General features: G+C 52.6%; 23 protein-coding genes and 1 pseudogene. 7 read left to right on the top strand and 17 right to left on the bottom strand.

What is annotated here, in order from left to right; genetic code table 11:
* Positions 1–24 precede the first annotated feature (24 nt).
* Both thiL and pgpA read left to right on the top strand, forming a co-directional pair.
* Positions 25–1,002, top strand: coding sequence for a thiamine-phosphate kinase (gene thiL / locus ACLD4K_RS04355; RefSeq protein WP_000752138.1), 978 nt, complete (start codon positions 25–27; stop codon positions 1,000–1,002).
* Positions 980–1,495 carry a phosphatidylglycerophosphatase A gene (pgpA, locus tag ACLD4K_RS04350; RefSeq protein ID WP_000154063.1) on the top strand — a complete coding sequence of 172 codons (516 nt, stop codon included), beginning with the start codon at positions 980–982 and terminating at the stop codon, positions 1,493–1,495. The genes thiL and pgpA overlap by 23 nt, the downstream gene beginning before the upstream one ends.
* A gap of 4 nt (positions 1,496–1,499) precedes the next feature.
* Here the strand turns inward: pgpA and ACLD4K_RS04345 are convergent.
* The 5 genes and pseudogenes from ACLD4K_RS04345 to xseB all read right to left on the bottom strand — a co-directional run.
* Positions 1,500–1,591: pseudogene (locus tag ACLD4K_RS04345) on the bottom strand (hypothetical protein); the annotation flags it as partial.
* A gap of 7 nt (positions 1,592–1,598) precedes the next feature.
* Positions 1,599–2,573, bottom strand: a complete 975-nt coding sequence (locus ACLD4K_RS04340; protein ID WP_411011437.1) for an aldo/keto reductase — start codon at positions 2,571–2,573, stop codon at positions 1,599–1,601.
* A 56-nt stretch (positions 2,574–2,629) separates the two neighbouring features.
* Positions 2,630–4,492: a 1-deoxy-D-xylulose-5-phosphate synthase gene (dxs, locus tag ACLD4K_RS04335; RefSeq protein WP_000006777.1), complete on the bottom strand. Its 1,863-nt coding sequence runs from the start codon at positions 4,490–4,492 to the stop codon at positions 2,630–2,632.
* A 23-nt stretch (positions 4,493–4,515) separates the two neighbouring features.
* Complete coding sequence (ispA, locus tag ACLD4K_RS04330; protein WP_000348074.1) at positions 4,516–5,415, bottom strand: (2E,6E)-farnesyl diphosphate synthase; 900 nt, start codon at positions 5,413–5,415, stop codon at positions 4,516–4,518.
* Complete coding sequence (gene xseB, locus ACLD4K_RS04325) at positions 5,416–5,658, bottom strand: exodeoxyribonuclease VII small subunit (RefSeq protein ID WP_001124944.1); 243 nt, start codon at positions 5,656–5,658, stop codon at positions 5,416–5,418.
* A 209-nt stretch (positions 5,659–5,867) separates the two neighbouring features.
* On the opposite strand from xseB, the gene thiI reads away from it, so the two are divergent.
* On the top strand, positions 5,868–7,316 hold the full coding sequence (gene thiI, locus ACLD4K_RS04320; RefSeq protein WP_411011436.1) for a tRNA uracil 4-sulfurtransferase ThiI: 1,449 nt from the start codon (positions 5,868–5,870) through the stop codon (positions 7,314–7,316).
* 47 nt (positions 7,317–7,363) lie between these two features.
* On the opposite strand, the gene ACLD4K_RS04315 is transcribed toward thiI, so the two are convergent.
* Entirely contained in the window at positions 7,364–8,050 is a 687-nt protein-coding gene (locus ACLD4K_RS04315) for a helix-turn-helix domain-containing protein (protein ID WP_000808044.1), read from the bottom strand.
* A gap of 167 nt (positions 8,051–8,217) precedes the next feature.
* Between ACLD4K_RS04315 and ACLD4K_RS04310 the strand changes: the two genes are divergently transcribed.
* From ACLD4K_RS04310 to ACLD4K_RS04300, 3 genes are read left to right on the top strand one after another with little or no spacing between them, the layout of a single operon-like run.
* Positions 8,218–10,551, top strand: a complete 2,334-nt coding sequence (locus ACLD4K_RS04310; RefSeq protein ID WP_000387839.1) for a molybdopterin-dependent oxidoreductase — start codon at positions 8,218–8,220, stop codon at positions 10,549–10,551.
* Positions 10,552–10,553: 2 nt separating this feature from the next.
* A complete protein-coding gene (locus ACLD4K_RS04305; RefSeq protein WP_411011435.1) occupies positions 10,554–11,102 on the top strand; it encodes a 4Fe-4S dicluster domain-containing protein in 549 nt (182 codons plus the stop codon).
* 10 nt (positions 11,103–11,112) lie between these two features.
* The gene (locus ACLD4K_RS04300; protein WP_411011434.1) at positions 11,113–11,901 is read left to right on the top strand and encodes a dimethyl sulfoxide reductase anchor subunit family protein; all 789 of its coding nucleotides are present in this window, start codon (positions 11,113–11,115) and stop codon (positions 11,899–11,901) included.
* 109 nt (positions 11,902–12,010) lie between these two features.
* On the opposite strand, the gene yajL is transcribed toward ACLD4K_RS04300, so the two are convergent.
* Positions 12,011–12,601 (bottom strand): protein deglycase YajL, encoded by a 591-nt coding sequence (yajL, locus tag ACLD4K_RS04295; RefSeq protein ID WP_001275803.1) that lies wholly within the window; start codon positions 12,599–12,601, stop codon positions 12,011–12,013.
* On the bottom strand, positions 12,564–13,475 hold the full coding sequence (gene panE / locus ACLD4K_RS04290) for a 2-dehydropantoate 2-reductase (protein ID WP_000705816.1): 912 nt from the start codon (positions 13,473–13,475) through the stop codon (positions 12,564–12,566). Before panE ends, yajL begins: the two co-directional genes overlap by 38 nt.
* Before the next feature lie 125 nt (positions 13,476–13,600).
* Between panE and ACLD4K_RS04285 the strand changes: the two genes are divergently transcribed.
* Entirely contained in the window at positions 13,601–14,092 is a 492-nt protein-coding gene (locus ACLD4K_RS04285; RefSeq protein WP_164726669.1) for a YajQ family cyclic di-GMP-binding protein, read from the top strand.
* A 46-nt stretch (positions 14,093–14,138) separates the two neighbouring features.
* Here ACLD4K_RS04285 and ACLD4K_RS04280 read toward each other — a convergent pair whose 3' ends face one another.
* The 9 genes from ACLD4K_RS04280 to ACLD4K_RS04240 form a co-directional block, all read right to left on the bottom strand.
* The gene (locus ACLD4K_RS04280) at positions 14,139–15,503 is read right to left on the bottom strand and encodes an MFS transporter (RefSeq protein WP_079981471.1); all 1,365 of its coding nucleotides are present in this window, start codon (positions 15,501–15,503) and stop codon (positions 14,139–14,141) included.
* 447 nt (positions 15,504–15,950) lie between these two features.
* Entirely contained in the window at positions 15,951–17,009 is a 1,059-nt protein-coding gene (locus ACLD4K_RS04275) for a peptidase inhibitor family I36 protein (RefSeq protein WP_183059582.1), read from the bottom strand.
* 333 nt (positions 17,010–17,342) lie between these two features.
* The gene (gene cyoE / locus ACLD4K_RS04270) at positions 17,343–18,233 is read right to left on the bottom strand and encodes a heme o synthase (protein ID WP_172496742.1); all 891 of its coding nucleotides are present in this window, start codon (positions 18,231–18,233) and stop codon (positions 17,343–17,345) included.
* Between the two features lie 11 nt (positions 18,234–18,244).
* Positions 18,245–18,574, bottom strand: a complete 330-nt coding sequence (locus ACLD4K_RS04265; RefSeq protein ID WP_000019878.1) for a cytochrome o ubiquinol oxidase subunit IV — start codon at positions 18,572–18,574, stop codon at positions 18,245–18,247.
* On the bottom strand, positions 18,574–19,188 hold the full coding sequence (locus ACLD4K_RS04260; RefSeq protein ID WP_000179833.1) for a cytochrome o ubiquinol oxidase subunit III: 615 nt from the start codon (positions 19,186–19,188) through the stop codon (positions 18,574–18,576). Before ACLD4K_RS04260 ends, ACLD4K_RS04265 begins: the two co-directional genes overlap by 1 nt.
* A complete protein-coding gene (cyoB, locus tag ACLD4K_RS04255) occupies positions 19,178–21,169 on the bottom strand; it encodes a cytochrome o ubiquinol oxidase subunit I (protein WP_000467158.1) in 1,992 nt (663 codons plus the stop codon). The genes ACLD4K_RS04260 and cyoB overlap by 11 nt, the downstream gene beginning before the upstream one ends.
* Positions 21,170–21,179: 10 nt before the next feature.
* Complete coding sequence (gene cyoA / locus ACLD4K_RS04250; RefSeq protein ID WP_411011433.1) at positions 21,180–22,136, bottom strand: cytochrome o ubiquinol oxidase subunit II; 957 nt, start codon at positions 22,134–22,136, stop codon at positions 21,180–21,182.
* Between the two features lie 452 nt (positions 22,137–22,588).
* Entirely contained in the window at positions 22,589–24,064 is a 1,476-nt protein-coding gene (gene ampG, locus ACLD4K_RS04245) for a muropeptide MFS transporter AmpG (protein WP_411011432.1), read from the bottom strand.
* A gap of 43 nt (positions 24,065–24,107) precedes the next feature.
* Positions 24,108–24,686 (bottom strand): lipoprotein, encoded by a 579-nt coding sequence (locus ACLD4K_RS04240; RefSeq protein ID WP_001539323.1) that lies wholly within the window; start codon positions 24,684–24,686, stop codon positions 24,108–24,110.
* Positions 24,687–24,913 lie beyond the last annotated feature (227 nt).

Raw genomic sequence — 24,913 nt, 5'->3', positions numbered from 1 at the left:
TTTTTTTCTGCTGAGGCATAACGTATGGCATGTGGCGAGTTTTCCCTGATTGCCCGTTATTTTGACCGTGTAAGAAGCTCTCGTCTTGATGTTGAAACCGGTATTGGCGACGATTGCGCGCTCCTGAATATTCCTGAAAAGCAGACCCTGGCGATCAGTACCGATACGCTGGTGGCGGGCAACCACTTCCTCCCTGATATCGATCCTGCCGATCTGGCTTATAAAGCGTTGGCGGTGAATTTAAGCGATCTGGCCGCGATGGGGGCCGACCCGGCCTGGTTAACGCTGGCGTTAACGTTGCCGGAAGTGGATGAGCCGTGGCTGGAAGCTTTTAGCGACAGTCTGTTTGCGCTATTGAATTACTACGATATGCAGCTCATTGGCGGCGACACCACGCGTGGACCGCTGTCGATGACGCTGGGTATCCACGGTTATATCCCGGCAGGGCGCGCGCTCAAGCGATCTGGCGCGAAGCCGGGCGACTGGATTTATGTCACCGGTACGCCGGGCGACAGCGCTGCCGGGCTGGCGGTTTTGCAAAACCGGCTACAGGTGTCGGAGGAGACAGACGCTCACTATTTAATTCAACGGCATTTACGCCCGACGCCGCGTATTTTACACGGCCAGGCGCTGCGTGATATCGCCAGCGCGGCTATCGATCTCTCCGATGGTTTGATTTCCGATCTGGGGCATATCGTCAAGGCCAGCGGCTGTGGAGCAAGAGTAGATGTTGATGCGCTGCCAAAATCCGATGCGATGATGCGCCATGTTGATGACGGGCAGGCGCTGCGTTGGGCGCTTTCCGGCGGCGAAGACTATGAGCTGTGCTTTACAGTGCCGGAACTGAACCGTGGCGCGCTGGATGTCGCCATTGGTCAACTGGGTGTTCCCTTTACCTGCATAGGTCAAATGAGCGCAGATATTGAAGGGCTGAATTTTGTACGTGACGGAATGCCTGTCACCTTTGACTGGAAAGGATATGACCATTTTGCCACGCCATAAAGATGTTGCGAAAAGCCGCCTGAATTTGCGCAACCCGTGGCACCTGCTCGCTACCGGCTTTGGCAGCGGGCTGAGCCCCGTGGTGCCGGGCACGATGGGCTCGCTGGCGGCGATCCCCTTCTGGTATTTGATGACGTTTCTGCCGTGGCAGCTTTATTCGCTGGTCGTGATGTTTGGGATCTGCATTGGCGTTTATCTTTGCCATCAGACGGCGAAAGATATGGGCGTACACGACCACGGCAGTATTGTCTGGGATGAATTTATCGGTATGTGGATAACGCTAATGGCGTTGCCGACGACGGACTGGCAGTGGGTGGCTGCCGGGTTCGTTATTTTCCGCATTCTGGATATGTGGAAACCCTGGCCGATCCGTTGGTTTGATCGCAACGTACACGGCGGCATGGGGATTATGATCGATGATATCGTCGCCGGGGTGATATCCGCCGGCATACTGTATTTTATCGGTCATCACTGGCCGCTCGGTATTATTTAAAGGGTTTGCCGGATGGCGGCGTAAACGCCTTATCCGGCCTATCCCCGAACAATATGTCGATTTCGCAGGCCCGATAAGCGCCGCGCCATCGGGCAATGGCAGATTATTTAAATCCCACCACCGGATGTTGTTTGTACGGCGTTTCGAGTTCAGCAATCTGCTCCGGTTTGAGCGTTAAATCAACGGCATTCAGCAACTCATCTAACTGCTCTTCACGCGAAGTGCCGATAATCGGCGCGGCGACGCCTCGTTTGCTGAGCAACCAGGCCAGCGCGACCTGCGCTCGCGTTGCGCCAAGCGCCTCGCTGACGCCAGCCAACCGTTCCGCTATTTGCGCATCATTTTTATCGCTTTCATTGTATAAATTTTTGCCCACGTCATCCGAGACCCGCCGGGCCGTGGTTTCTCCCCAGGGGCGAGTTAAGCGCCCGCGCGCCAGCGGACTCCACGGAATCACGGCGACGCCTTCCTGCCAGCACAGCGGTAGCATCTCACGCTCTTCCTCGCGGTAGATCAGGTTATAGTGATCCTGCATGGTGACAAACGGTGCCCAGCCGTGTTGTTTTTGTAGCGCCAGCGCCTGGGCAAATTGTGAGGCGTGCATTGAGGAAGCGCCGATATAGCGGGCTTTACCCGCCTTCACCACGTCGTTTAGCGCTTCCAGAGTCTCTTCTATCGGCGTGGTGTAATCCCAGCGGTGGATTTGCAGGATATCGACATACTCCATTCCCAGACGGGCGAGGCTATCGTCAATAGAGCGCAGGATTTGCGCGCGGGACAATCCTTCCGGCAGATCGCCGACGCGATGGAAGACTTTCGTCGCTACCACCACCTCGTCGCGCCGGGCGAAATCACGCAGCGCGCGGCCGACAATCTCTTCGCTGCTGCCGTCGGAGTAGCTGTTGGCGGTATCAAAAAAGTTAATGCCGCCCTCAAGGGCGCGCTTGATGATGGGACGGCTGCTCTCTTCGGGAAGCGTCCAGGCGTGATTGCCGCGACTCGGCTCGCCGAATGTCATACAGCCCAGACAAAGGCGGGACACCCGAAGATCGGTATTTCCTAACGTGTTGTATTGCATGACTCCGCTCCTGTTATACCCGTCACTCTTCAAGCATAGCAGGAGCAAAGAGGAGATTATGCCAGCCAGGCCTTGATTTTGGCTTCAATGCCTGCGGCGTCAAGCCCCAGTTCCGCGCGGGCTTCTTCCTGCGTTCCTTGCGGGATAAAGAAATCCGGAAGACCGATATTCAGCACAGGTACAGGTTTACGATGGGCCATTAGCACTTCGTTTACGCCGCTGCCAGCGCCGCCCATAATGGCGTTTTCTTCCAGCGTCACTAGCGCGTCATGCTGCGCGGCCATCTCCAGAATTAGCGTGTCGTCCAGCGGCTTAACAAAGCGCATGTCGACCAGCGTGGCGTTCAACGCTTCGGCGACTTTCGCCGCCTCAGGCATTAAGGTGCCAAAGTTCAGAATCGCCAGTTTTTCGCCATGACGCTTCACAAGGCCTTTACCAATAGGCAGTTTTTCCAGCGGGGTTAGCGCCACGCCCTGCGCATTACCGCGTGGATAACGTACTGCCGTCGGGCCGTCGTTATAGTGATACCCGGTAAATAACATCTGGCGACATTCGTTTTCGTCGCTTGGCGTCATGATCACCATATCCGGGATGCAGCGCAGATAGGAGAGATCGAACGCGCCCTGGTGCGTTTGCCCATCCGCGCCAACGATACCGGCGCGATCGATGGCGAACATGACCGGTAGTTTCTGGATAGCGACGTCATGGATGACCTGATCGTAGGCGCGTTGCAGGAAAGTAGAGTAGATCGCCACGACGGGCTTATAGCCGCCAATCGCCAGACCTGCGGCGAAGGTGACGGCATGCTGCTCGGCGATGGCGACGTCAAAATAGCGATCCGGGAATTTACGTGAAAATTCCACCATGCCGGAACCTTCGCGCATTGCCGGGGTGATCGCCATCAGCTTGCTGTCTTTGGCGGCGGTTTCACACAGCCAGTCACCGAAGATTTTTGAATAACCGGGCAGACCGCCGCTGCTTTTCGGCAAACATCCGCTGGAAGGATCAAATTTAGGCACCGCATGGAAAGTGATCGGATCTTTTTCCGCGGGCTCATAGCCGCGGCCTTTTTTGGTCATGATATGCAGGAACTGCGGGCCTTTCAGGTCGCGCATGTTTTTCAATGTGCTGATAAGCCCCATGACATCGTGACCATCGACCGGCCCGATGTAGTTAAAGCCCAGCTCTTCGAACAGTGTTCCCGGCACAACCATGCCTTTAATATGTTCTTCGGTACGCTTGAGCAGTTCTTTAATTGGCGGTACGCCGGAGAAGACCTTTTTTCCGCCTTCGCGCAGAGAAGAGTAAAGCTTACCGGAAAGTAGCTGCGCCAGATGGTTGTTGAGCGCGCCGACGTTTTCCGAAATCGACATTTCATTGTCGTTCAGAATGACCAGCATGTCGGGCCGGATATCGCCTGCGTGATTCATTGCTTCAAACGCCATACCGGCGGTGATGGCGCCGTCGCCGATCACACAGACGGTGCGGCGATCTTTGCCTTCTTTCTCCGCCGCCACGGCAATACCGATACCGGCGCTGATGGAGGTGGAGGAATGCCCAACGCTCAGCACATCGTATTCGCTTTCTCCGCGCCACGGGAACGGGTGCAGACCGCCTTTCTGGCGAATGGTGCCGATTTTGTCGCGACGACCGGTAAGGATTTTATGTGGATAAGCCTGGTGTCCAACATCCCAGATTAGCTGGTCAAACGGGGTGTTGTAGACATAATGCAGCGCCACGGTAAGTTCTACCGTGCCCAGCCCGGAAGCGAAGTGCCCGCTGGAACGGCTTACGCTGTCGAGTAAGTAGCGGCGTAGCTCGTCGCAGAGTTTCGGCAGACTCTCTTTCGGTAACAGTCGTAACTCCTGGGTGGAGTCGACCAATGCCAGGGTAGGGTATTTGGCTATATCAAAACTCATCGCAAGCTCATTGGATATGGGGTTTATTTATCACGCTGGATTATGTAGTTCGCTAGCGCTTCCAGTGCCGAGGTGTCCAGTGATTGCGCGGCCAGCTGATGTAACGACTGACGGGCGTCCTCTATCAGGTCCCGGGCTTTATTCCGGGCTTGCTCAAGACCCAGAAGTGCAGGGTAGGTACTTTTGCCAAGCTGCTGGTCTGCGCCCTGACGTTTACCTAACGTTGCAGTATCGCCCACCACATCCAGAATGTCATCCTGAACCTGGAAGGCAAGGCCGATACTCTCTGCATAGCGGTCAAGTATCGGCAGAGTATTCCGTCCTTTATCGCCCGCGCTCAACGCGCCAAGTCTAACGGCGGCGCGAATGAGCGCGCCGGTCTTATGGCGATGAATGCGTTCCAGCGCGTCCAGAGTGATCCGCTGGCCTTCTGCCGCCAGATCCAATGCCTGACCGCCGCACATACCGGCGATGCCGCTGGCGTTTGCCAGTTCGGCGATCATCGCGATACGATCGCGATCGGCGACTTCCGGCATCGGCGCGTCGCTGATAATGGCAAACGCCAGCGTCTGCAACGCGTCTCCCGCCAGGATTGCGTTGGCTTCGCCAAATTTAATATGGCAAGTCGGCAGGCCGCGACGCAAATCGTCATCGTCCATTGCTGGCAGGTCGTCATGGATCAGCGAATAGGCATGAATGCATTCGACCGCCGCAGCTGGCGCATCCAGCGTTGCCGTACTGACGCCAAACATTTGACCGGTGGCGTAAACCAGAAATGGCCGCAGGCGTTTACCGCCTAATAATGCGCCATACTGCATGGCTTCGACCACGGGAGTGTTCTGAAAGGGCAGTGGTGCGATAAAACGGCTCAGCGCCTGATTCGCTTGCGTTACGCAAGCCTGTAGCTGCTGCGTAAAGTCCATTTACTCATTATCCGCGATAAAAGGCTCAGGTGAAGCCTCTTCATTATCAGACAGCAAAATTTGCACGCGCTGTTCCGCCTGCTGCAGTTTTGCCTGCCCCTGACGCGCCAGTTGTACGCCGCGCTCGAATTCATTCAGCGCGTCTTCCAGCGGCAAATCGCCGCTTTCCAGGCGGGTAACAATATGTTCCAGCTCGCTCAGCGCAGTTTCAAAGCTGGCGGGCGCCTCATTTTTCTTCGGCATGATGACTGTTTGACTCTCTGTAATGGCAGCACAAGTCTATGGTAACGGACTCACACTGATAAGCAAATAACGCGCAATGGTAAGGGGAAATGCGCAAGATGTCCGTGATAGTGATATACTTCCGCGCCTGGATGCAGCCGTAGATATGGGCTGCTGTACTATTTCTCCACGACAAGCCTTAGATAGCTTGCTAAAGAACCATTGCCGCCATGAAGTTTATCATTAAATTGTTCCCGGAAATCACTATCAAAAGCCAATCTGTGCGTTTGCGCTTTATAAAAATTTTAACCGGGAACATCCGTAACGTTTTAAAGCACTACGACGAGACCCTCGCGGTTGTCCGTCACTGGGATAACATTGAAGTTCGCGCCAAAGATGAAAACCAGCGTCTGGCGATTCGCGACGCGCTGACCCGCATTCCGGGAATTCACCATATTCTTGAAGTCGAAGATGTGCCGTTCACCGATATGCACGACATTTTCGAGAAAGCGTTGGCGCAGTATCGCGAGCAGCTTGAAGGCAAAACCTTCTGCGTGCGCGTAAAACGTCGCGGTAAGCATGAGTTTAGCTCCATTGAGGTGGAGCGCTATGTCGGCGGCGGATTAAATCAGCATATTGAATCGGCGCGCGTGAAGCTCACTAACCCGGATGTGACGGTGCATCTGGAAGTGGAAGATGATCGCCTGCTGCTGATCAAAGGGCGTTATGAAGGTATTGGCGGTTTCCCGATTGGCACCCAGGAAGATGTGCTGTCGCTGATCTCCGGCGGTTTTGACTCCGGCGTCTCCAGCTATATGCTGATGCGTCGCGGCTGTCGCGTACACTACTGCTTCTTTAACCTTGGCGGCGCGGCGCATGAAATCGGCGTTCGCCAGGTGGCGCATTACCTGTGGAACCGCTTTGGCAGCTCCCATCGCGTGCGTTTTGTGGCGATTAACTTCGAACCGGTGGTCGGCGAGATTCTGGAGAAAGTTGACGACGGCCAGATGGGCGTGGTGCTCAAACGTATGATGGTACGCGCGGCGTCGAAAGTGGCGGAACGTTACGGCGTACAGGCGCTGGTGACCGGCGAAGCGCTGGGCCAGGTGTCTAGCCAGACGCTAACCAACTTGCGCTTGATCGATAACGTGTCTGACACGCTGATCTTGCGCCCGCTGATCTCTTACGATAAAGAGCACATTATCAACCTGGCGCGCCAGATTGGTACGGAAGATTTTGCCCGTACGATGCCGGAATACTGTGGCGTGATTTCAAAAAGTCCGACGGTGAAAGCCATTAAAGCGAAAATTGAAGCCGAAGAAGAAAATTTCGACTTCAGTATTCTCGATAAGGTGGTAGAAGAAGCGAACAACGTCGATATTCGTGAAATCGCCCAGCAGACCCAGCAGGAGGTGGTGGAAGTAGAAACCGTGAGCGGTTTTGGCGCCAACGATGTGATTCTGGATATCCGTTCTATCGATGAGCAGGATGACAAGCCGCTGAAAGTGGAAGGCGTCGACGTGGTTTCGCTGCCTTTCTACAAGCTGAGCACTAAATTTGGCGATCTCGATCAGAGCAAAACCTGGCTGCTATGGTGCGAACGCGGCGTAATGAGTCGCCTGCAGGCGCTCTATCTGCGCGAGCAGGGGTTTGCCAATGTGAAGGTGTATCGCCCGTAATGACCATTTGCCCCGGACCGATACGCGCCGGGGCAAAGCGCCTCCCGTTAATGCAGAGGGGCGAGCGCGTGTAGTAGCTGGCTGGCGATATCTGGAATGGCTTCTGTGCTAAAAAATCCCATCGTCACCGCAATCGCAATTAACTTCTCTTTACTATCCAGAAGCGGGCAGGCAATAGACTGCGCGCCAGGGATCCCTTGCGTTGGATTGTAGCGAACCGCATAACCCTTCATTTTTGCCTGGCTAATCAGCTCTGCTTGCGTTTTGTCTTGCGCCTCAAAGCCGGAAAAACTCATCCATATTTGCCCTGCGGCGCTGGCGTGGAGCGGAACCGGCGTATTGGGAAGAAAATCGATATCAACGTTACGGAAGCTGCGATGATAATGTTTAAGCACTAACCCGGCATCCGTCGCCACCACAACGCCGGTGGAGTGATTAAAGGTATCGCGAAACGTGATCAATACGTTGTTAAGGTCGCGGATCGGATCGTGTTCAAATGAACGACTTTCTACCAGTTGGCGTAGCGTTGCGCCCAACAAATAAAGCCCTTTCTCATTTTGGCATAACATGCCAGTACGACACAGAGAGACCAGATATTTATGTAAGCGGCTTTTAGACAGGTTACAGCCTGTCGCGATATCAATAGCCCTGGCCTGACCGTTCTGGCTGGCAACAAAAGTCAGAATGTTAACGGCGATATCAACCGAATTCACGCCTTGAGATATTTCAGCCATATTTTTTCTCTTCTCAAATTCCCCGCAATTATACCATCGTGCGGGAAATCATGACTGCTTTTGCCTTTTAAAAAGATCTACCACTAAGTGATTAGATCTTGATACATCTCAAGTTAATCAATGGTGTGCTTTAGTTCACTAATAGTGAACATTCTGGAGATTGAATCATGGAAGCATTACGTCATATTCGTTTAAAAAGAAGAACCTTATTGAAAGGGTTGGGAGTCGTGGGGCTGGCCTCGTTGAGCGCGAGTTTTCTAACGTTACGGCAGGCTAACGGTACGCCGCTGCCGCGTTTTCGCCTGAAGGCGTCGGATTACCGCACATTTCAGTCGACCTGTGCCATGGAGTGTCTGCACTGCAATCTCACCGCTTACGTATGGAAAGATCGCTTAATGAAAATCGAAGCGACGAAAGGTTTCAACGTGAAGTGCTGTTTGCGCGGAATTAGCCGCACGAAATGGGTGTACCACCCGTTACGTCTGACACAACCTTTGCTGCGGACGGGAGAAAAAGGCGAAGGCAAATTTAAACCGATTACCTGGAATGCGGCGCTGGATTTAATTGAGGAGAAAATTCGCGAAACCCTCGCTACGGACGGCAACAAAGGTTTATTACTGACTGCCGCATCAGGGAACATGGACTCCATCAAGAATGATATGGGTAAGGCATTTTTTGATTATCTGGGCGGCTCGACAAAACATGCCGGATCGTTATGCTGCGCCGCCGTCACTGCGGCTATGATGCCGATGGTCGGTTTACGCTATGCCGATACCCGCGACACAATAGCCGAAAGTCGTTATATCCTGTGCTGGGGAAATAACCCGGCAGTGACCATGCACGCCTATTTTAAACATTATTCGCAGGCGCAACGTAATGGGGCGCGGCTGGTGGTTATCGACCCCCGATTTAATGAAACCGCAGCCAAAGCGGACGAGTGGGTGCCGATTGTCCCCGGTACGGATATCGCGCTGGCGCTGGGAATGATTAACATTATTATGCAGGAAAAGCGGCACGATGCTGATTTTCTGCGCGCGCATACGGGCGCGGTGTATCTGGTGGATGACCAACAGCAGCTCATGCGCGCCGATCCACAGGATAAAGATAGCTATCTGGTCTTTGATACCGTGACCAAAACGTTGAAGCGGCATGATGAAGCGGGCGTGGTTCCGGCACTGCTCAGCGAGGAGCTGCCGACCAATAGCGCATTTACCACGGTGCTGGATGCGGTGTGGGAACAGGCGAAACCCTGGACGCCGCAGAAAGTAGAAACCGAAACCGACGTGCCTGCGCAGACCGTGTTACGCCTGGCGCGCGACTATGCCTCTACCCAGCCGGCGATGATTATCCAGAATATGTCAGGGGCGCAGCGAACGGAGTTTGGCACCTATGTCGCCGCCAGCCAGTTTTACCTGGCATTGATCACTGGCAATATCGGTAAACGTGGCGCGGGCGTTTGTGATGCTGGCGGCGTCAGACAGATGGCAAAATTTTCGCCGATTATTCCTCCTGCGTCCCATGCGGCAAAAATCCCCCCGATTCCCATTCCTAAAATCGGCGACTGGATCGTTAATGAAAAACCGCATCCTATTAAGTTCTGGTGGAACATGACGCTGGGCGCGATGACGCAACTTCCCAATACTAATCAGGTCCGGGAGGCCTTTAAAAAAGTACCGTTTGTCGTGGTAGCGGATAACCTGATGAGTTCGTCTGCGTTGTATGCCGATCTGGTGCTGCCCGTCACGACGATTTTTGAAGATGTCAGTTTAATGGCGGGCGTGCGCAGCCACTATGTACAGTTAATGGAAAAAGCGGTAGAGCCGCCTGGAGAAGCAAAGCCCGACTACTGGATTTTTGCCCGTCTGGCTGAACGTTTTGGTTTTGGCGAGGTGTTTAATCAACCTATCGAGCACTATATCGACGCCTGTCTTAAAGGATCGGGTATCACCCGTGAAATGTTGAAGAAAGGACCGGTGTGTCCCGTTGAGGAGGACTGGGTTCCCTTCAAAGATGGTCAGTTCCGCACGTCTACTGGCAAGGCCCATTTTTATATTGAGGAGTGGGCGAAAAAGCAATTTCTGCCCGTAGTGACGTGGAAACAGGTCAGCGAGTCGGTGAAAGGATCGCCAGAACTTGCCCGCCAATATCCGTTGATGGCGGTACAGCGCAAACTGGCGCGTAGCGTGCATTCCAGTCATGGTATGAATGAATGGATTCTGGAAGTTCAGCGTAATCGCCCTAACGTGATGATCCATCCGGAAGATGCGCGTCAGCGCCAGATTAAGGCGGGAGAATGGGTCGTCGTCTTCAACCATCGTGGCGAGCACCGGGCCATTGCCGACGTCACAACGCATATTAAGCAAGGCGTGGTGAGCCTCGATAATGGCTGGTGGGAGCAGCAGGGCGGAAGCAGTAGCCATGTGACCAACGATCAGGTGGAGCTATTGAGCAACGGACACTGTTGTAACAGCACACTGGTTGATGTGAGAAGGGAGGCTTAATCGTGACGAAGCAATATGGATTTCTTATCGATATGCAGAACTGTTATGGCTGCAAGACCTGTAGCATGGCCTGCAAATCCGAAAATATGACGCCGCTTGGCGTGTTATGGCGTCGAGTGCGCGAATGCCGTACCGATGAACCCAACACGCAGGCGTTTATCAGCATGTCCTGCAACCATTGTGACGATCCCCAGTGTATGAAGGTGTGTCCGGCGGGCACGTATACCAAGCGGGTGGACGGTATTGTGGTACAGGATCATGAACGCTGTATTGGCTGCCGGATGTGCATCATGGCCTGTCCGTGGAGCGCGCCGGTTTACGATCCGCAAGAGGGAAAAACCAGTAAGTGTAATCTGTGTGCGGAGCGGCTGGATGAAGGATTGCTGCCGCGCTGCGTGGAATCCTGTCCGGCAGGCGTGCTGCGCTTTGGTGATATTGAGGAGCTACGCAAAGAATACACTACGGAGTGGACGGTGCTGGAAAAACGCTACGGCTTGCCGGATCACAATCTCAGCGGACCTAATATCGTCATTATTCCGGCGCGGAGCTAAGGAGCGAAAAATGGAACACTATGAATTGCCATTGGTCTTTTTCACCGTTTTCGCGCAATGGGGAATTGGTGGCGTGCTGGCGTTAACGCTGTGTCAGCATTTCAGCTCGGCGAAATTTAGTGCAAAACAGCACCGCCTGTTAGCGTTGCTATTCTGGATCGTTACGGTGACAGGTTCACTGGCCTCTCTCGTGCATCTGGGGACACCTGCTGGCGCATACCGCTCGCTGGCTGGGTTAGGCGAGTCCTGGCTTAGCCGGGAAGTGGTAGCCTTTATTTTGCTGAATGGCGCGATGTTTTGCTGGTTAGCGTTAGGCTGGCTTAAGCCGAATCATTATCTGGTGCGCATTTTGGGCGGGGTGACGGCGCTGGTGGGGCTGGCTTCTATTCTGGTGACGTCGCAAGTCTATTATCAGATGGCGCTGCATCCGCTGTGGCACACGGTCGCTACGCCGGTGGGGTTCCTGGGCACGGCGGTACTGCTTGGTTTTATGTGCGTCGCGGTGGCGTATGGTTATTGGTATAACTCGTTTTCAGCGTTGTGTCGGGGAGGCATTGTGCTTGGCATCGTGCTGAGCGCAGGCGCGTTGTGGGTCCGATACCGTGTTCCGGGCGCTGATGCTGCAAGCCCGTTACTCTGGTGGCAGTTATGCGCCAGCCTTTGTGTCGCGGTATGGGGCGTTTCTCGTTTGCGCTACGGTGTGCATAGTTGGGCGTGGATCGCCTTCATTGTGACCGGTGAGCTGGCGGGAAGAATGCTGTTTTATAGCAATGTGATGAGCGGATCGCCGTGGTTCTAATCAGCACGGAAGCTGAGTATTGCCCGGTGGCGCAACGCTTACCGGGCCGACGGTTCTTGCACATTTGTAGGCCGGATAAGGTGTTTACGCCGCCATCCGGCAATCATTCTTATTCGTAGTAGTTATAAATCCCCGCCGCCATCACCAGTTGCGAAGCCACTTCATGCGCTTTTTCACGACCAACCAACAGGTCGATGATTTTCAAACCAAAATCGATAGCGGTACCCGGTCCCTGGCTGGTTAATAATTTTACCCGCGCATCCCACACCACACGCTTATCCTGCCACTGTTCGGCGGGGATCTTATCTTTCAGCGCCGGAAAACCGGTCATATTGCCGATAGGGAAGATATCGTGCGGCACGAGCACTGTAGCGGCTGCGGCACAAATGGCTGCGACAATGCGCCCGGAGCGGTGAAACTGTTTTACGGTTTCGACCAGCAGCGGGCTGTCGCGAAAGCACTCGGCGCCTTTAATTCCGCCGGGCAACACGATGATGTCATAATCGCCGTCGGCAACTTCAACCAGCGGCGCATCCGCCAGTAGCTTTACACCGCGCGAGCAGACAATCGTCAGGCCGCCATCGCTGGCGACGCTGGCGGTAGTGACGTGGATTCCGCCGCGAACCAGCAGATCGATAGTGGTGACCGCTTCGGTCTCTTCACTACCAGGGGCGAGGCATACCAGTGCCTGAGCGCTCATACTCACTCTCCTTTCGCTTTACCATTTCAAACAGGCGGCTATTTTCCGGAACGGCGAGACCGTGCACGCGGGCGCGCTTGAGTAAATAACCGGTGATGTAGTCAATTTCGGTATGGCGCATGGCGCGCACGTCCTGCAACATGGATGAGATGTTTTCTGCCGTACTGTCAATCACTTGCTCAACATAATAGCGTAAATCGTCTGCCGATGTGTGGTAGCCTTCACGTTCAATCACGGCGGCGACCTCTTCGCAAATCGCGTTGATTTCATCAGTATGATGGCGCAGCTCGCCGTTCGGGCAGTTCCAAAGCGCGGTGAGCGGGTTGATAACACAGTTGACCGCCAGTTTGCGCCACATCTCTGCGCGGATATTGTTATGCCAGGCGACATCGGGCAGTACCCCCTGCAGGATATCGGCGAGATAACTGTAATCGCCGTCTTGCTCGCGCGCCGGGCCAATATGCGTAGTACCGTTGGCGACATGAATAATGATATTACCGTCGCGGCGCGCAGCATGGGTGATAGTCCCCATCAACATCGGCTGTTGGATATTTTGCAGTTCTTCTATGGTTCCCATTCCATTATGAATGAGCAGGATAGGCGATGTCACCGGTAGAGTTGACGCCAGGGTTCGTACTGCGTCGGAAACCTGCCACGCTTTCAGCGTGACTAATAACAGTTCGCTCTTCGCCAAAAAATCTGGATCGTTTGCCGTCAGTGATTCGTTGAAAAAGGAACCATCGGTGTCGATCAGATTTACGCTGCAATAAGGTTGTGGCACCCGTAGCCAGCCCTGTACGTCATGTCCGTGTTTGCACAGTGCCGAAAGCCAAAGTTGTCCTAAGGCTCCGCATCCCAGTACAGTAATTTTCATTGTTCCTCCTCACCTGCAACAGCGCCAGGTGTTATGGCGCTAATTATAGCGTCATCAGCTAAGCTTCTCGTTAAGCCTCGTTGCAGGTATTATGCAACGCAACGAAAATGAAGGGAGAAGAAAAGATGCCATCTTTCGATATTGTTTCTGAAGTTGATCTGCAGGAAGCGCGTAACGGCGTGGATAACGCGGTTCGCGAGGTTGAGTCTCGTTTTGACTTTCGTGGCGTAGAGGCGACTATTGAACTGAACGATGCCAATAAAACCATCAAGGTGCTGAGCGAGTCCGATTTCCAGGTCAATCAGTTGCTCGATATTCTGCGCGCCAAGCTGCTTAAACGCGGTATTGAAGGCGCTTCGCTGGATGTACCGGACGAGTTCGTGCATAGCGGTAAAACCTGGTATGTGGAAGCGAAGCTGAAGCAGGGCATTGAAAGCACCGTGCAGAAGAAAATCGTCAAGCTGATTAAAGACAGCAAACTGAAGGTGCAGGCGCAAATTCAGGGGGAAGAGATTCGCGTGACGGGCAAATCACGTGACGATCTGCAATCGGTAATGGCGCTGGTTCGCGGCGGCGATTTGGGCCAGCCGTTCCAGTTCAAAAACTTCCGCGATTAAGTTGTTATGCCGGATAGAGCCTCGCCGCCATCCGGCAATGCAGTATTCATCCTTTGCTGATAAGCTGTTCAACTTCAAAGCGATTGGTCACTTTGCTGTCGATTTTGACGTAAGCGGAATGCTCTTCCGCCACGATCAGCGCTTCGCTTACGCCTTTCATTGCTAACAGCCGCTGTTTTAGCCTGTCGTCAGCAACAATATCCGCTGGAATTTCCACGCGCAGGCTGCTGACATAGGGCGGCTCTTTCATGGTACTTGCCACCGCCAGCCATACCATCGCCAGTACGGCCCCGGCAAGGAAAACGGTTTGCCCATCAAACGTGCCGTCTATCCAGCCGCCCAGCGAACCGCCAAGCGCCACGCCAAGAAACTGACTGGTAGAATAGACGCCCATCGCCGTTCCTTTATACCCCGCGGGCGACTCTTTGCTAATAAGCGAAGGCAGCAGCGCCTCCATCAGATTAAAGGCGAGGAAAAAGAGTTGTACGCCAATCACCAGCTCCCAGAAATGCTGGCCCGCTCCCCACAACACGATTTCCGCGACGACAATGAGCCCCACGCAGAACAGGAATACCTGCTTCATCCGCCGTTTGACTTCAGCATAGATGATAAAAGGCACGACGGCGGCAAAGGCGATCACCATGGTTGCCAGATACACCTTCCAGTGTTCGGCGGCAGGAAAACCGGCATCGGCAAGCTGGCCGGGCAGGGCGACAAAGGTGGACATTAATAAAATATGCAGACACATAATGCCGAAATTGAGCTTGAGCAGCCTCGGCTCCGCCAGCACTTTACTGAAGCTGCCTTTGACCATCCCGGATTCGCGATTCAGCACATGGTTGGTACTGTTGGGAACCACCCAGATCGTCAGAAGAATGCCCAGGGTGGCGAGGGCGGCGATCATCCAGAACAACGCGTTCAATCCCAGACTATGGGTAACAATTGGCCCTAATACCATCGCAATCGCGAAGGTGATACCAAAGCTGACGCCGATAAACGCCATCGCTTTGGTGCGGTTTTGCTCTCGGGTCAGGTCAGACAGGAGCGCCATGACGGCAGCGGCAATGGCGCCGGACCCCTGTAGCGCTCGCCCCAGAATAATGCCCCAGATTGAGTGGGAGAGTGCGGCAGTGACGCTACCCGCGACAAATACCGCCAGTCCGCCGACAATCAGCGGTTTACGGCCAATGCGGTCGGACAGCAGCCCAAAGGGAATTTGAAAGATAGCCTGCGCCAGCCCGTAAATGCCGATCGCAATGCCGATTAATGCTTCGCTGGCGCCCTGTAGCGCCATACCGTATGTGGTCAGTACCGGTAGAACCATAAACATGCCCAGCATACGCAACGAAAAGACGGTCCCTAAACCCCATGTGGCGCGCAACTCCCCTGGCGTCATTTTATAATCGTTCATTGCCACCTCTGTATGAAATTCGCACCTAGTGTAAAGCGCTACGTTGGTTGGGTAAATATGCGCTTTATTAACAAATGTTGTGGTGATGAGGGGAGGCCACGAGAGACGAAAAATGCCGGATGGCGATACTCACGTCGCTTATCCGGCCTACAGGTAACGTGCTTTTGTAGGCCGGATAAGGCATAAGCCGCCATCCGGCATAGAAGGTGTGACGATTTACTAAGGATATATACCCTTCATACTTCAAGTCGCTTATGTGTTGGCTACGCTCACTCACCCCAGTCACATAGTTATCTATGCTCCTGGGGACTCACTCCCTTGCCGCCTTTAAGCAACTCGAATTATTTTGGGTATAAGCAAATATTCACTTCAACAGATACCTTAACTTTGTTTAGGCATATTCACCCGAAAAGATGAAAGTACCTGTATTGACGAGTAAGCAGATGATTAACCTTTCTGCATGAGTCGTAGGTTTTTCAGCGTCTGATAATCAGTAGATTGATTTGGATAGATAATTTGAATATCCAGTTCAATATCTTTCTCTGGAGCGATAACATGGCCTGGTTGACTATCCAGATAGACGTTGCCATTAACTGATTTTTCGGTATTTAACTGAACCCAGCTGCTTTCAGTTTCCAACCATTCAGGGGATACTTCAGCCCCTTCAGGCAATAAGAAAGACAGCTCCCATTTATCAACTTCAGTATCAGCAGAGCTGAGAATAAGTTTATAACTATAAATATAATTTGTGCTGGGCCAGATATCGGCCCAGTCCCCGGCGAAAGTTTGGGTCACTTGTAATGCGCGAGACTCGCTTACGGTAACAGTGGTTTGTGTCATATTGTTGCCATTGTTAATAATACCTACTGGCATAGTGAGTTGACACGTTAGCGTTGCTTGCCCCTGACTTTTTCCCTCAACAGGAATACGTACATTAACCGTTTCATTGCCAGGAATACTTAGGGTTTGTGGATCAAGTTTGACTGAAAAAATGGCGGAGTTACTGGAGGTGGCTGACATTGTTACATTCTCGACCGCCTCACCGGTATTGTTTTGAATTTGCAGCAGTGCAGAGTATTCTTCTTCCTCTTCGAGATAAATCTCACTTTCCACATTCATCGTCAGGTCAACGGATTGAGTGTCAGCCGAAACGACCGAGTTAACCGCATCGTTCCAGTTACCTTTTCCCAGCGGATAATCTAAAAGACTGGATATCTGCGATCCTGGTTTCACGACAAGAGTTTCTCCATCCAGGTAAAGTCCAGAAACTAGAGTTGCATTCTGATTCATATTATTGACTACGGATGACACTCCATCATGTTCACCAACAATAAAACCATAACTTGCTAACTGAGATTTATTTAGCGAAATATTGGGTGAGATAATTAAGATGTCACCCATTTCACTTTTATTAAAGTCGATATTGGTATAAAGCGCCAGTTTGCCTGATGGGCACTTATCGGCACCGGATTCATTATTAAGCAAATAGACATCTTGATCGTTCATAATAAACTCCTGTTTATCAATTTAAAATTGTATCGATTAGTCATTAACGGAGATAGTAACTCTGCCGTGGAATAACTTTACGTTCATTTCGTCGATAAACAGGAGTCATTTGAGATAAAGATAACTTATAATGTATATAAGCTAATCAATTTTATGTTTATCACATATAAAATTAACAGTGATAAGTAAATAAAATTCATAAATAGTTTTAATTTTAAACGAAAAATGCCGGATGGCGATACTTACGTCTCTTATCCGGCCTACAGGTAACGTGCTTTTGTAGGCCGGATAAGGCATAAGCCGCCATCCGGCATAGAAGATGTGACGATGAACTTACCAGACGTAAGTCAGCAGATTCTGCGAATTCGGCACCATAAAATCAACGGACATCATGATACTCAGCGCGGTAATCGCAATGATAGAGAAGCCGAACAGCTTACGCGCCCAGACCTTATCATCTTCCACTTTGTAACCGCGTAGCGCCATGCCGAGCCACCAAACGCTGACCGCCGCGGCGACCACCAGGTATTTGTAACCGGCATAACCGCCCAACGTTAGCATTAGCGTTGCAACGGCAAACGCAATGATGTACAGCGTGATGTGGTTTTTAGCGACTGAGATTCCTTTTACCACCGGCAGAACCGGGATATTGGCCGCCTGATAGTCCTTAAAGCGGAAAATGGCGATGGCGTAAGAGTGCGGCATCTGCCAGAGGCTGAAAATAGCCAACAGGATCGCCGCGCCGCTATCAAAGTTGCCCGTTACGGCGCAGTAGCCAATCACCGGCGGCGCTGCGCCGGAGAGAGAACCAATCAGCGTTCCGTAGACGGAGTGACGCTTCATGTACAAGCTGTACACGCCAACGTAGACCACGAAGCCCATCACCCCCAGCCAGCAGGCCAGAGGATTGGCGCCAAACCACAGCAGCATAAAGCCAGCAATACCCAGCAGGGTGGCGTATACCAGCGAGACGCCAGGAGAAATCAGGCCTTTGACCAGCACCCGATTCTTGGTCCTTTCCATCTTCCTGTCGATATCCCTGTCGATGTAGTTGTTAAATACACAACCCGACGCCACAACCAGTGACACCCCGACCAGCGTATAAATGAACAGGGGATAGTCAATGCTGCCCTTTGAGGCCAGCAGAAATCCCCCGATCACCGAGATCAGGTTGCCAAAGATGATGCCTGGTTTCGTTACTTGCAGGTATTGCTTAAACATCATACTCGCCGCTCTTAGTGCATCATCATGTTGTAGTTGAGGTTCCACATAATCCAGATGGAGCCCACAACCAGGATGGCGATGATCAGCACGGTAAAGATGAAGGCCGTCATGTTCCAGCCTTCATCAGATTTGGTGTTCATGTGCAGGAAACACACCAGATGCACCAGAATCTGCACCACTGCCATTGCCAGGATAGATCCCAGAATAACGGCCGGAGAGGCAGCGCCGGTCATCACCATCCAGAATGGAATAACCGTCAGGATGACCGACAGGATAAAGCCGGTCATGTACGTTTTTACGCTGCCGTGGGATGCGCCGCCGCTCTCGGTAGAATGACTCATTACATCGCCCCCATCAGATAAACAACAGTGAATACGCAAATCCAAATCACATCCAGGAAGTGCCAGAACAGGCTCAGGCACATGATGCGGGTACGGTTAGTGCTGGTCAGACCGCGACGGGCAACTTGCACCATCAGCACCGCCATCCAGATCAAACCGGAAGTGACGTGCAGACCGTGAGTGCCGACCAGCGCGAAGAACGCAGACAGGAAGCCGCTGCGATCCGGACCCATACCGTTAACAATCAGGTGATGGAATTCATAGAGTTCCATCCCGATAAATCCGGCACCGAACAAGAAGGTCAACGCCAGCCAGGAGATAACCTGGCTCTTGTTGTTCTTGTGCATGGCGATCGCCGCCATGCCGTAGGTAATGGAGCTAAATAACAGCAGGAAGGTTTCAACCAGAACGAACGGCAGTTCAAAAATATCCTTACCTGTCGGGCCGCCAGCGGTGCCGTTCACCAGAACGGCATAGGTAGCAAACAGAATAGAGAACAGAATGCAGTCGCTCATCAGGTAGACCCAAAATCCGAAGATTTTGTTCTGGCCTGCGTCATGGTGCCCGTGTTCGTGCGCGTGGGCAGTCGCGTGCGTTAAAGTATCAGTTGCCATTTTTCAGCCCTGCCTTAGTAATCTCATCGAAATGCTGGTTTTCCAGTTTTTCGACTTCCGGGACCGGCACGTAGTAATCCACATCTTCATCAAAGCTTTTTACAATCCAGCTGATGATCATGCCTGCGAAACCCACTATCGCCAGCCACCAGATATGCCAGATCATGGCGAAGCCAAATACCGTCGCGAAGGCGGCGATAACAATACCGGCACCGCTATTTTTCGGCATATGAATCTCTTCATACTGTCCAGGCTGTTGGTACGCTTCGCCTTTTTCTTTCATTTCCCAGAAGGCGTCACGTTCGTGAACGTGCGGCACAACGGCAAAGTTATAGAACGGCGGCGGAGACGAGGTTGACCACTCCAGCGTACGGCCACCCCATGGGTCGCCGGTCAGATCGCGGTTCTGATCGCGGTCGCGAATAGAAACGAAGATCTGAATCAGTTGGCACAGGATACCCAGCGCAATCAGCGCGGCGCCGGCGGCGGCAACCATCAGCATCGTATGGAACTGCGGATCAATTTGCTGGCTGAGGCGACGGGTCATGCCCATGAAGCCCAGTACGTACAGCGGCATAAAGGCTACAAAGAAACCGATAATCCAGAACCAGAAGGCGCGTTTACCCCAGGTTTCGTTCAGCTTGAAGCCAAACGCCTTCGGCCACCAGTAGGTCATACCCGCGAAGCAGCCAAACACCACGCCGCCGATGATCACGTTATGGAAGTGCGCAATCAGGAACAGACTGTTGTGCAGGACGAAGTCCGCGCCCGGTACCGCCAGCAGAACGCCGGTCATACCGCCGACCGAGAAGGTCACGATAAAGCCGATGGTCCACATCATTGCGGAATGGAAGACGATACGGCCCTGATACATGGTGAACAACCAGTTGAAGATCTTCACCCCGGTCGGGATGGCGATAATCATGGTGGTGATACCGAAGAAGGCGTTAACGTTCGCGCCCGCGCCCATCGTGAAGAAGTGGTGCAGCCAAACGATAAACGACAGTACGGTAATACAGACGGTCGCCCAAACCAGCGAGGTATAGCCGAACAGACGTTTACGCGAGAAGGTCGCTGCGATTTCGGAGAATACCCCGAAGACCGGCAGAATCAGAATGTACACTTCCGGATGGCCCCAGGCCCAAATCAGGTTGATGTACATCATCATGTTGCCGCCCATATCGTTGGTAAAGAAATGGGTGCCCAGATAGCGATCCAGGGTCAGCAACGCGACGGTAACCGTCAGAATCGGGAAAGAGGCGATGATCAGTACGTTGGCGCACAAAGAGGCCCAGGTAAAGACCGGCATCTTGAACATCGTCATACCCGGCGCACGCATCTTCAGGATCGTCACGAAGAAGTTGATACCGGTTAACGTCGTACCAATTCCCGAGAGTTGCAACGCCCATATCCAGTAATCGACCCCGACGCTGGGACTGTACTCTATTCCCGATAGCGGCGGATAAGCCAGCCACCCTGTCTGCGCGAATTCACCCACGCCCAGCGAGAGGTTAACCAGGATAACGCCGACAACGGTGAACCAGAAGCTCAGGTTGTTCAGGAAAGGGAACGCAACGTCGCGCGCGCCGATCTGCAGCGGAACCACCAGGTTCATGAGACCGATAACGAAGGGCATCGCCACGAAGAAGATCATGATTACGCCGTGAGCGGTAAAGATCTGATCGTAGTGGTGCGGCGGTAGAAAACCCGCTTCGCCTGCGGAGGCAAGCGCCTGCTGGCTACGCATCATGATGGCATCGGCGAAACCACGTAACAGCATCACAATCGCGACGATGATATACATGATGCCGAGGCGTTTATGGTCAACCGACGTTAACCACTCTTTCCATAGGTAGGTCCACTTACCGAAGTAAGTAATCGCTGCCAGTATCGCCAGTCCCCCGACGATAATTGCAGCGATCGTTACCATGACGATAGGTTCATGGAACGGTACTGCATCCAGTGATAATTTTCCGAACATCTTATCTTCCTCAACCCTTGGAGTTGGCGGATTCCGCGTGGCTCATGTCCATACCTTCCATTCCTTCATGCGAGCTGTGCTCACCTTCAGGTTGGGTCATGTCCATGCTCTTACCGTGGTCCATGAATTTGTTAATAACGTCCTTGAACAAATCTGGTTTCACGCTGGAGAAATATTCCACCTTGTTGTACTCGCTTGGCATAGCCACTTTCTCGAACGCCGCCATATCATTCATGGTGTTCGGAGACTGCTTCGCTTTTGCGACCCATTGGTCGAATTCTGCGCGGTCTTTGGTGGCGATAGCTTTAAACTTCATACCAGAGAAGCCCGGTCCGCTATAGCTGGCGGAGATGCCATCGTAGGTTCCGGGTTCGTTGGCGATCAGATGCAAACGTGTTTGCATACCGGCCATGGCATAAATCTGGCTACCCAGACGCGGAATAAAGAAGGAGTTCATCACGGAGTTGGAGGTCACTTTGAAATAAACCGGCGTGTTCGCCGGGAAGGCGATCTCGTTGACGGTGGCGATACCCTGCTCCGGATAGATGAAGAACCATTTCCAGTCCATGGAAACCACTTCGATGGTGATCGGTTTTTCGTCATGCGCCAGCGGCTTGCTTGGTTCAAGCGCGTGCGTGGTTTTCCAGGTCAGTACGGCAAGGAAAATGATGATCAAGATAGGCACCGTCCAGACCACAGCTTCCACTTTATTGGAGTGTGACCAGTTCGGGCTATACTTCGCATCCTTATTACTCGCGCGATACTTCCAGGCGAAACCAACAGCCATCAAGATGGCAGGAATAACGACGATCAACATCAGGCCAAATGCCGTCAGTATCAGCGAACGTTGCTCCAGTCCAATCTGTCCTTTGGGATCCAGCAGCGCAGAATTACAGCCACTGAGTAATGCAGTGCCTGTAATTAATGACAACCATCCCAAACTTTTATTGTATTTCCTGAGTCTCATTTAACGACCTCAATTCCACGGGACCTGGTGGCGTTTAAAGTGTAGGGGCATTTTACGGTAAGGTTACATTACTGTAAACATGATTGGTTCTGTGTTACCAAGTTCTGCCGCGCATGTCACATATGTTGCCAGGTATGTCGAAATAACTTTAAGACACTGTTGAAACTTTGCGTTATAACGGATGAGGTCTGTAAGTGGGATGTTGAGGGATAATTGGTATAACCAATGTAAAAATAAAACAATTACTTAACAATTTATTATCAATAAAAGGACAATCAACGGCAGAAATTTAAATTTAATCGGCTGAATCGTGTAAAGAAAATAGGTAGCGTAGAAATTACCAATAATTTCCAAAATTCTGTTGCGCACAAAAAGACAAATATATTTTTTATCAATTGATGGTTATTTAGCCGTTATAATTCCGGGTCGTTATTACAACGGCAAATAATGTTTTAGAGCAGGCGTGTTTTTCGTAGCGCCAGGTAGTCCAGCAACCCGCCAAAGACAATGCCGCACACGGCAACCGCTACCGCAGTCTCAAGCAATTCGGGCAGGAATAAGAAGTTAGTGTAATCCACCGCGTTCATGGTCAGCAGGAGTACCCAGACCGCCAGCAAAGCGGCGCCCGCGAGCAGGATTGAAAGCGCGAAATTGTAGGCGCCACGGTATTGCGTGCGGGGAATGAAACGTTCGCTCTGCCAGCTATATTCCAGCGTTTGCCGACAGACCAGCAACAGTAACAGCCCGGGAACGGCGGCGACAACTGAGAAGAGGTAGAATGTCGGCCAGCCGTGCGCTTCAACGAACCAGCCCGCTACAGGACCAACATAAACGCGGCCTACTGCGGAGAGGGCCGACAGTAGGGCAAACTGTGTTGCGGAAAACGACTTATTACATAGCGTCATTAATAAGGCGACAAAGGCGGCAGTACCCATCCCGCCGCACAGATTTTCGAAAAAGACCGCCGCGCCCATGCTGAACATGTTTTTATCGGTAATGGAGAGCAACCAGTAACCGGCGTTGGACGCGCCTTGCAAAATGCCGAAAATCAGCAGCGCGCGAAACAGAGAAAGACGCTGCATTAATATACCGCCGTATAACGCGCCGACGATCGTTGCCAGCAGGCCCAGCGTTTTATTGACCACGCCGACTTCGCCGGCGTCAAAGCCGACGCCGCGAATCAAAAAGGTGGTGGTCAGGCTCATGGCGAAGGCGTCACCTAATTTATAAAGCACAATGAGCAGTAAAATCAGCCAGGCGTTATTACGGCCAAAGAAATCGCGTAGCGGCGCGACGACGGCCTGTTCCAGCGATTTCGGGGACGGGATGGTCTCGGTCGGCTCCGGCGCCAGTAAGGTGGCGATAATGCAGGGGAGCAGCAATGCCGCCATTAGCCAGTACATGCCCTGCCAGCCGAGCCAGCGATCGGCCAGCCATAACGCCAGTCCGCCGGAAACCAGCATCCCCAACCGGTAGCCAAGCACGCTGATTGCCGCGCCAGCGCCGCGTTCTTCTGCGGGTAAAACATCGGTTTTCCAGGCGTCGAACACGATATCCTGCGAGGCGGAGCAAAAAGCAATCACCACCGCCAGCGCCGCCATCCAGCGTAGCTGCGTACCGGGTTCAAGAAAGCCCATCGCCGCAATCGCCGCCAGTAATAACAGTTGCGTGGCGAGTAACCAACCGCGGCGACGACCTAAAAAAGGCGGCGTGTAGCGGTCCATCAGCGGGGACCAGAGAAACTTAAACACATAGGCCTGACCAACCAGCGAGAAGAAGCCAATCGTTTTAAGATCGATATTCTCGACGGTCATCCACGCCTGTAGCGTACCGGAGGTGAGCGCCAGCGGGAGGCCGGAGGCAAAACCCAATATCAGCAGAATGGCTGAGCGCGGTTGCTGGAAAATACGTAAATATTGACTTGACATAGGCATCTACAGACCCGGCTTCTGCCGGGTCTTGTTGTTGCTATTAACGGGCATTTTGCTTGATAAAATCGTGAATACTGGTGTCCTGAGACATATCAGCGATGGTATCGGTCAGAACGCTGTTCACCGCGTCGGCAATATTCTGGTTAGAGGCCTGGAACGCCCCTTCAATAGAGTAGTTGGCGCGATAGTTTTTGGTCATCTTGTTGCCATTTGCCGCGGTCGCAATAATCGCGATATCCGCTTTGGTCGCGATGTTGTAGCGCACGCTGCCCTGGGAAACATCAGCATACAGTTGGTTAACAATAATCTGCAGATTAACCGCGCCGTTAGGCCCGATCATATAGCCCCGCGCCGTCATCTGTTTTTCCAGAACTTCTTGTAACAGGAAGCGTAAATCGCGGGAGGCGGTTAACGTTACCAACTGGTTGTTACGCGTGACTTTCGCTAACGCCTGATCCTGGCGTTGGTCCGCGCCGGTAATGCTAACGGTGACGCCCATCAGGCTTGGGTCCTGCTGTGGCAAGGTGATCTTCGGCGCGACGTCAATGGTCGTCGGCGGTGTGGCGCATCCTGCCAGCATAAACAGAGCGACTAACGGAAAGAGAAGTTTTTTTAACATATTCAGGCTCTCAATGGCGCTTAAAACGTGATAGGTAAAAATTCCCGCCATCATAACACCGCTAACGGCGAGGGGAAGTGGTCAACGCAGGTAAATTCGTCGCAATGTCCGATTTGTTATTGATAACGGCGCAAGCGGGGATTTTGAGCGCTAAAAGAATGATTAAGGCAGTAAACTTCATACGTTTGGCTGAAATAATCAGACGAAAGCTAAATTTTTGTTGTCAT

The sequence above is a fragment of the Salmonella sp. 741265055_HSA genome (assembly GCF_046569525.1).
Taxonomy (GTDB): domain Bacteria; phylum Pseudomonadota; class Gammaproteobacteria; order Enterobacterales; family Enterobacteriaceae; genus Salmonella; species Salmonella enterica.
This window is presented reverse-complemented; position numbering and strand designations above follow the sequence as displayed.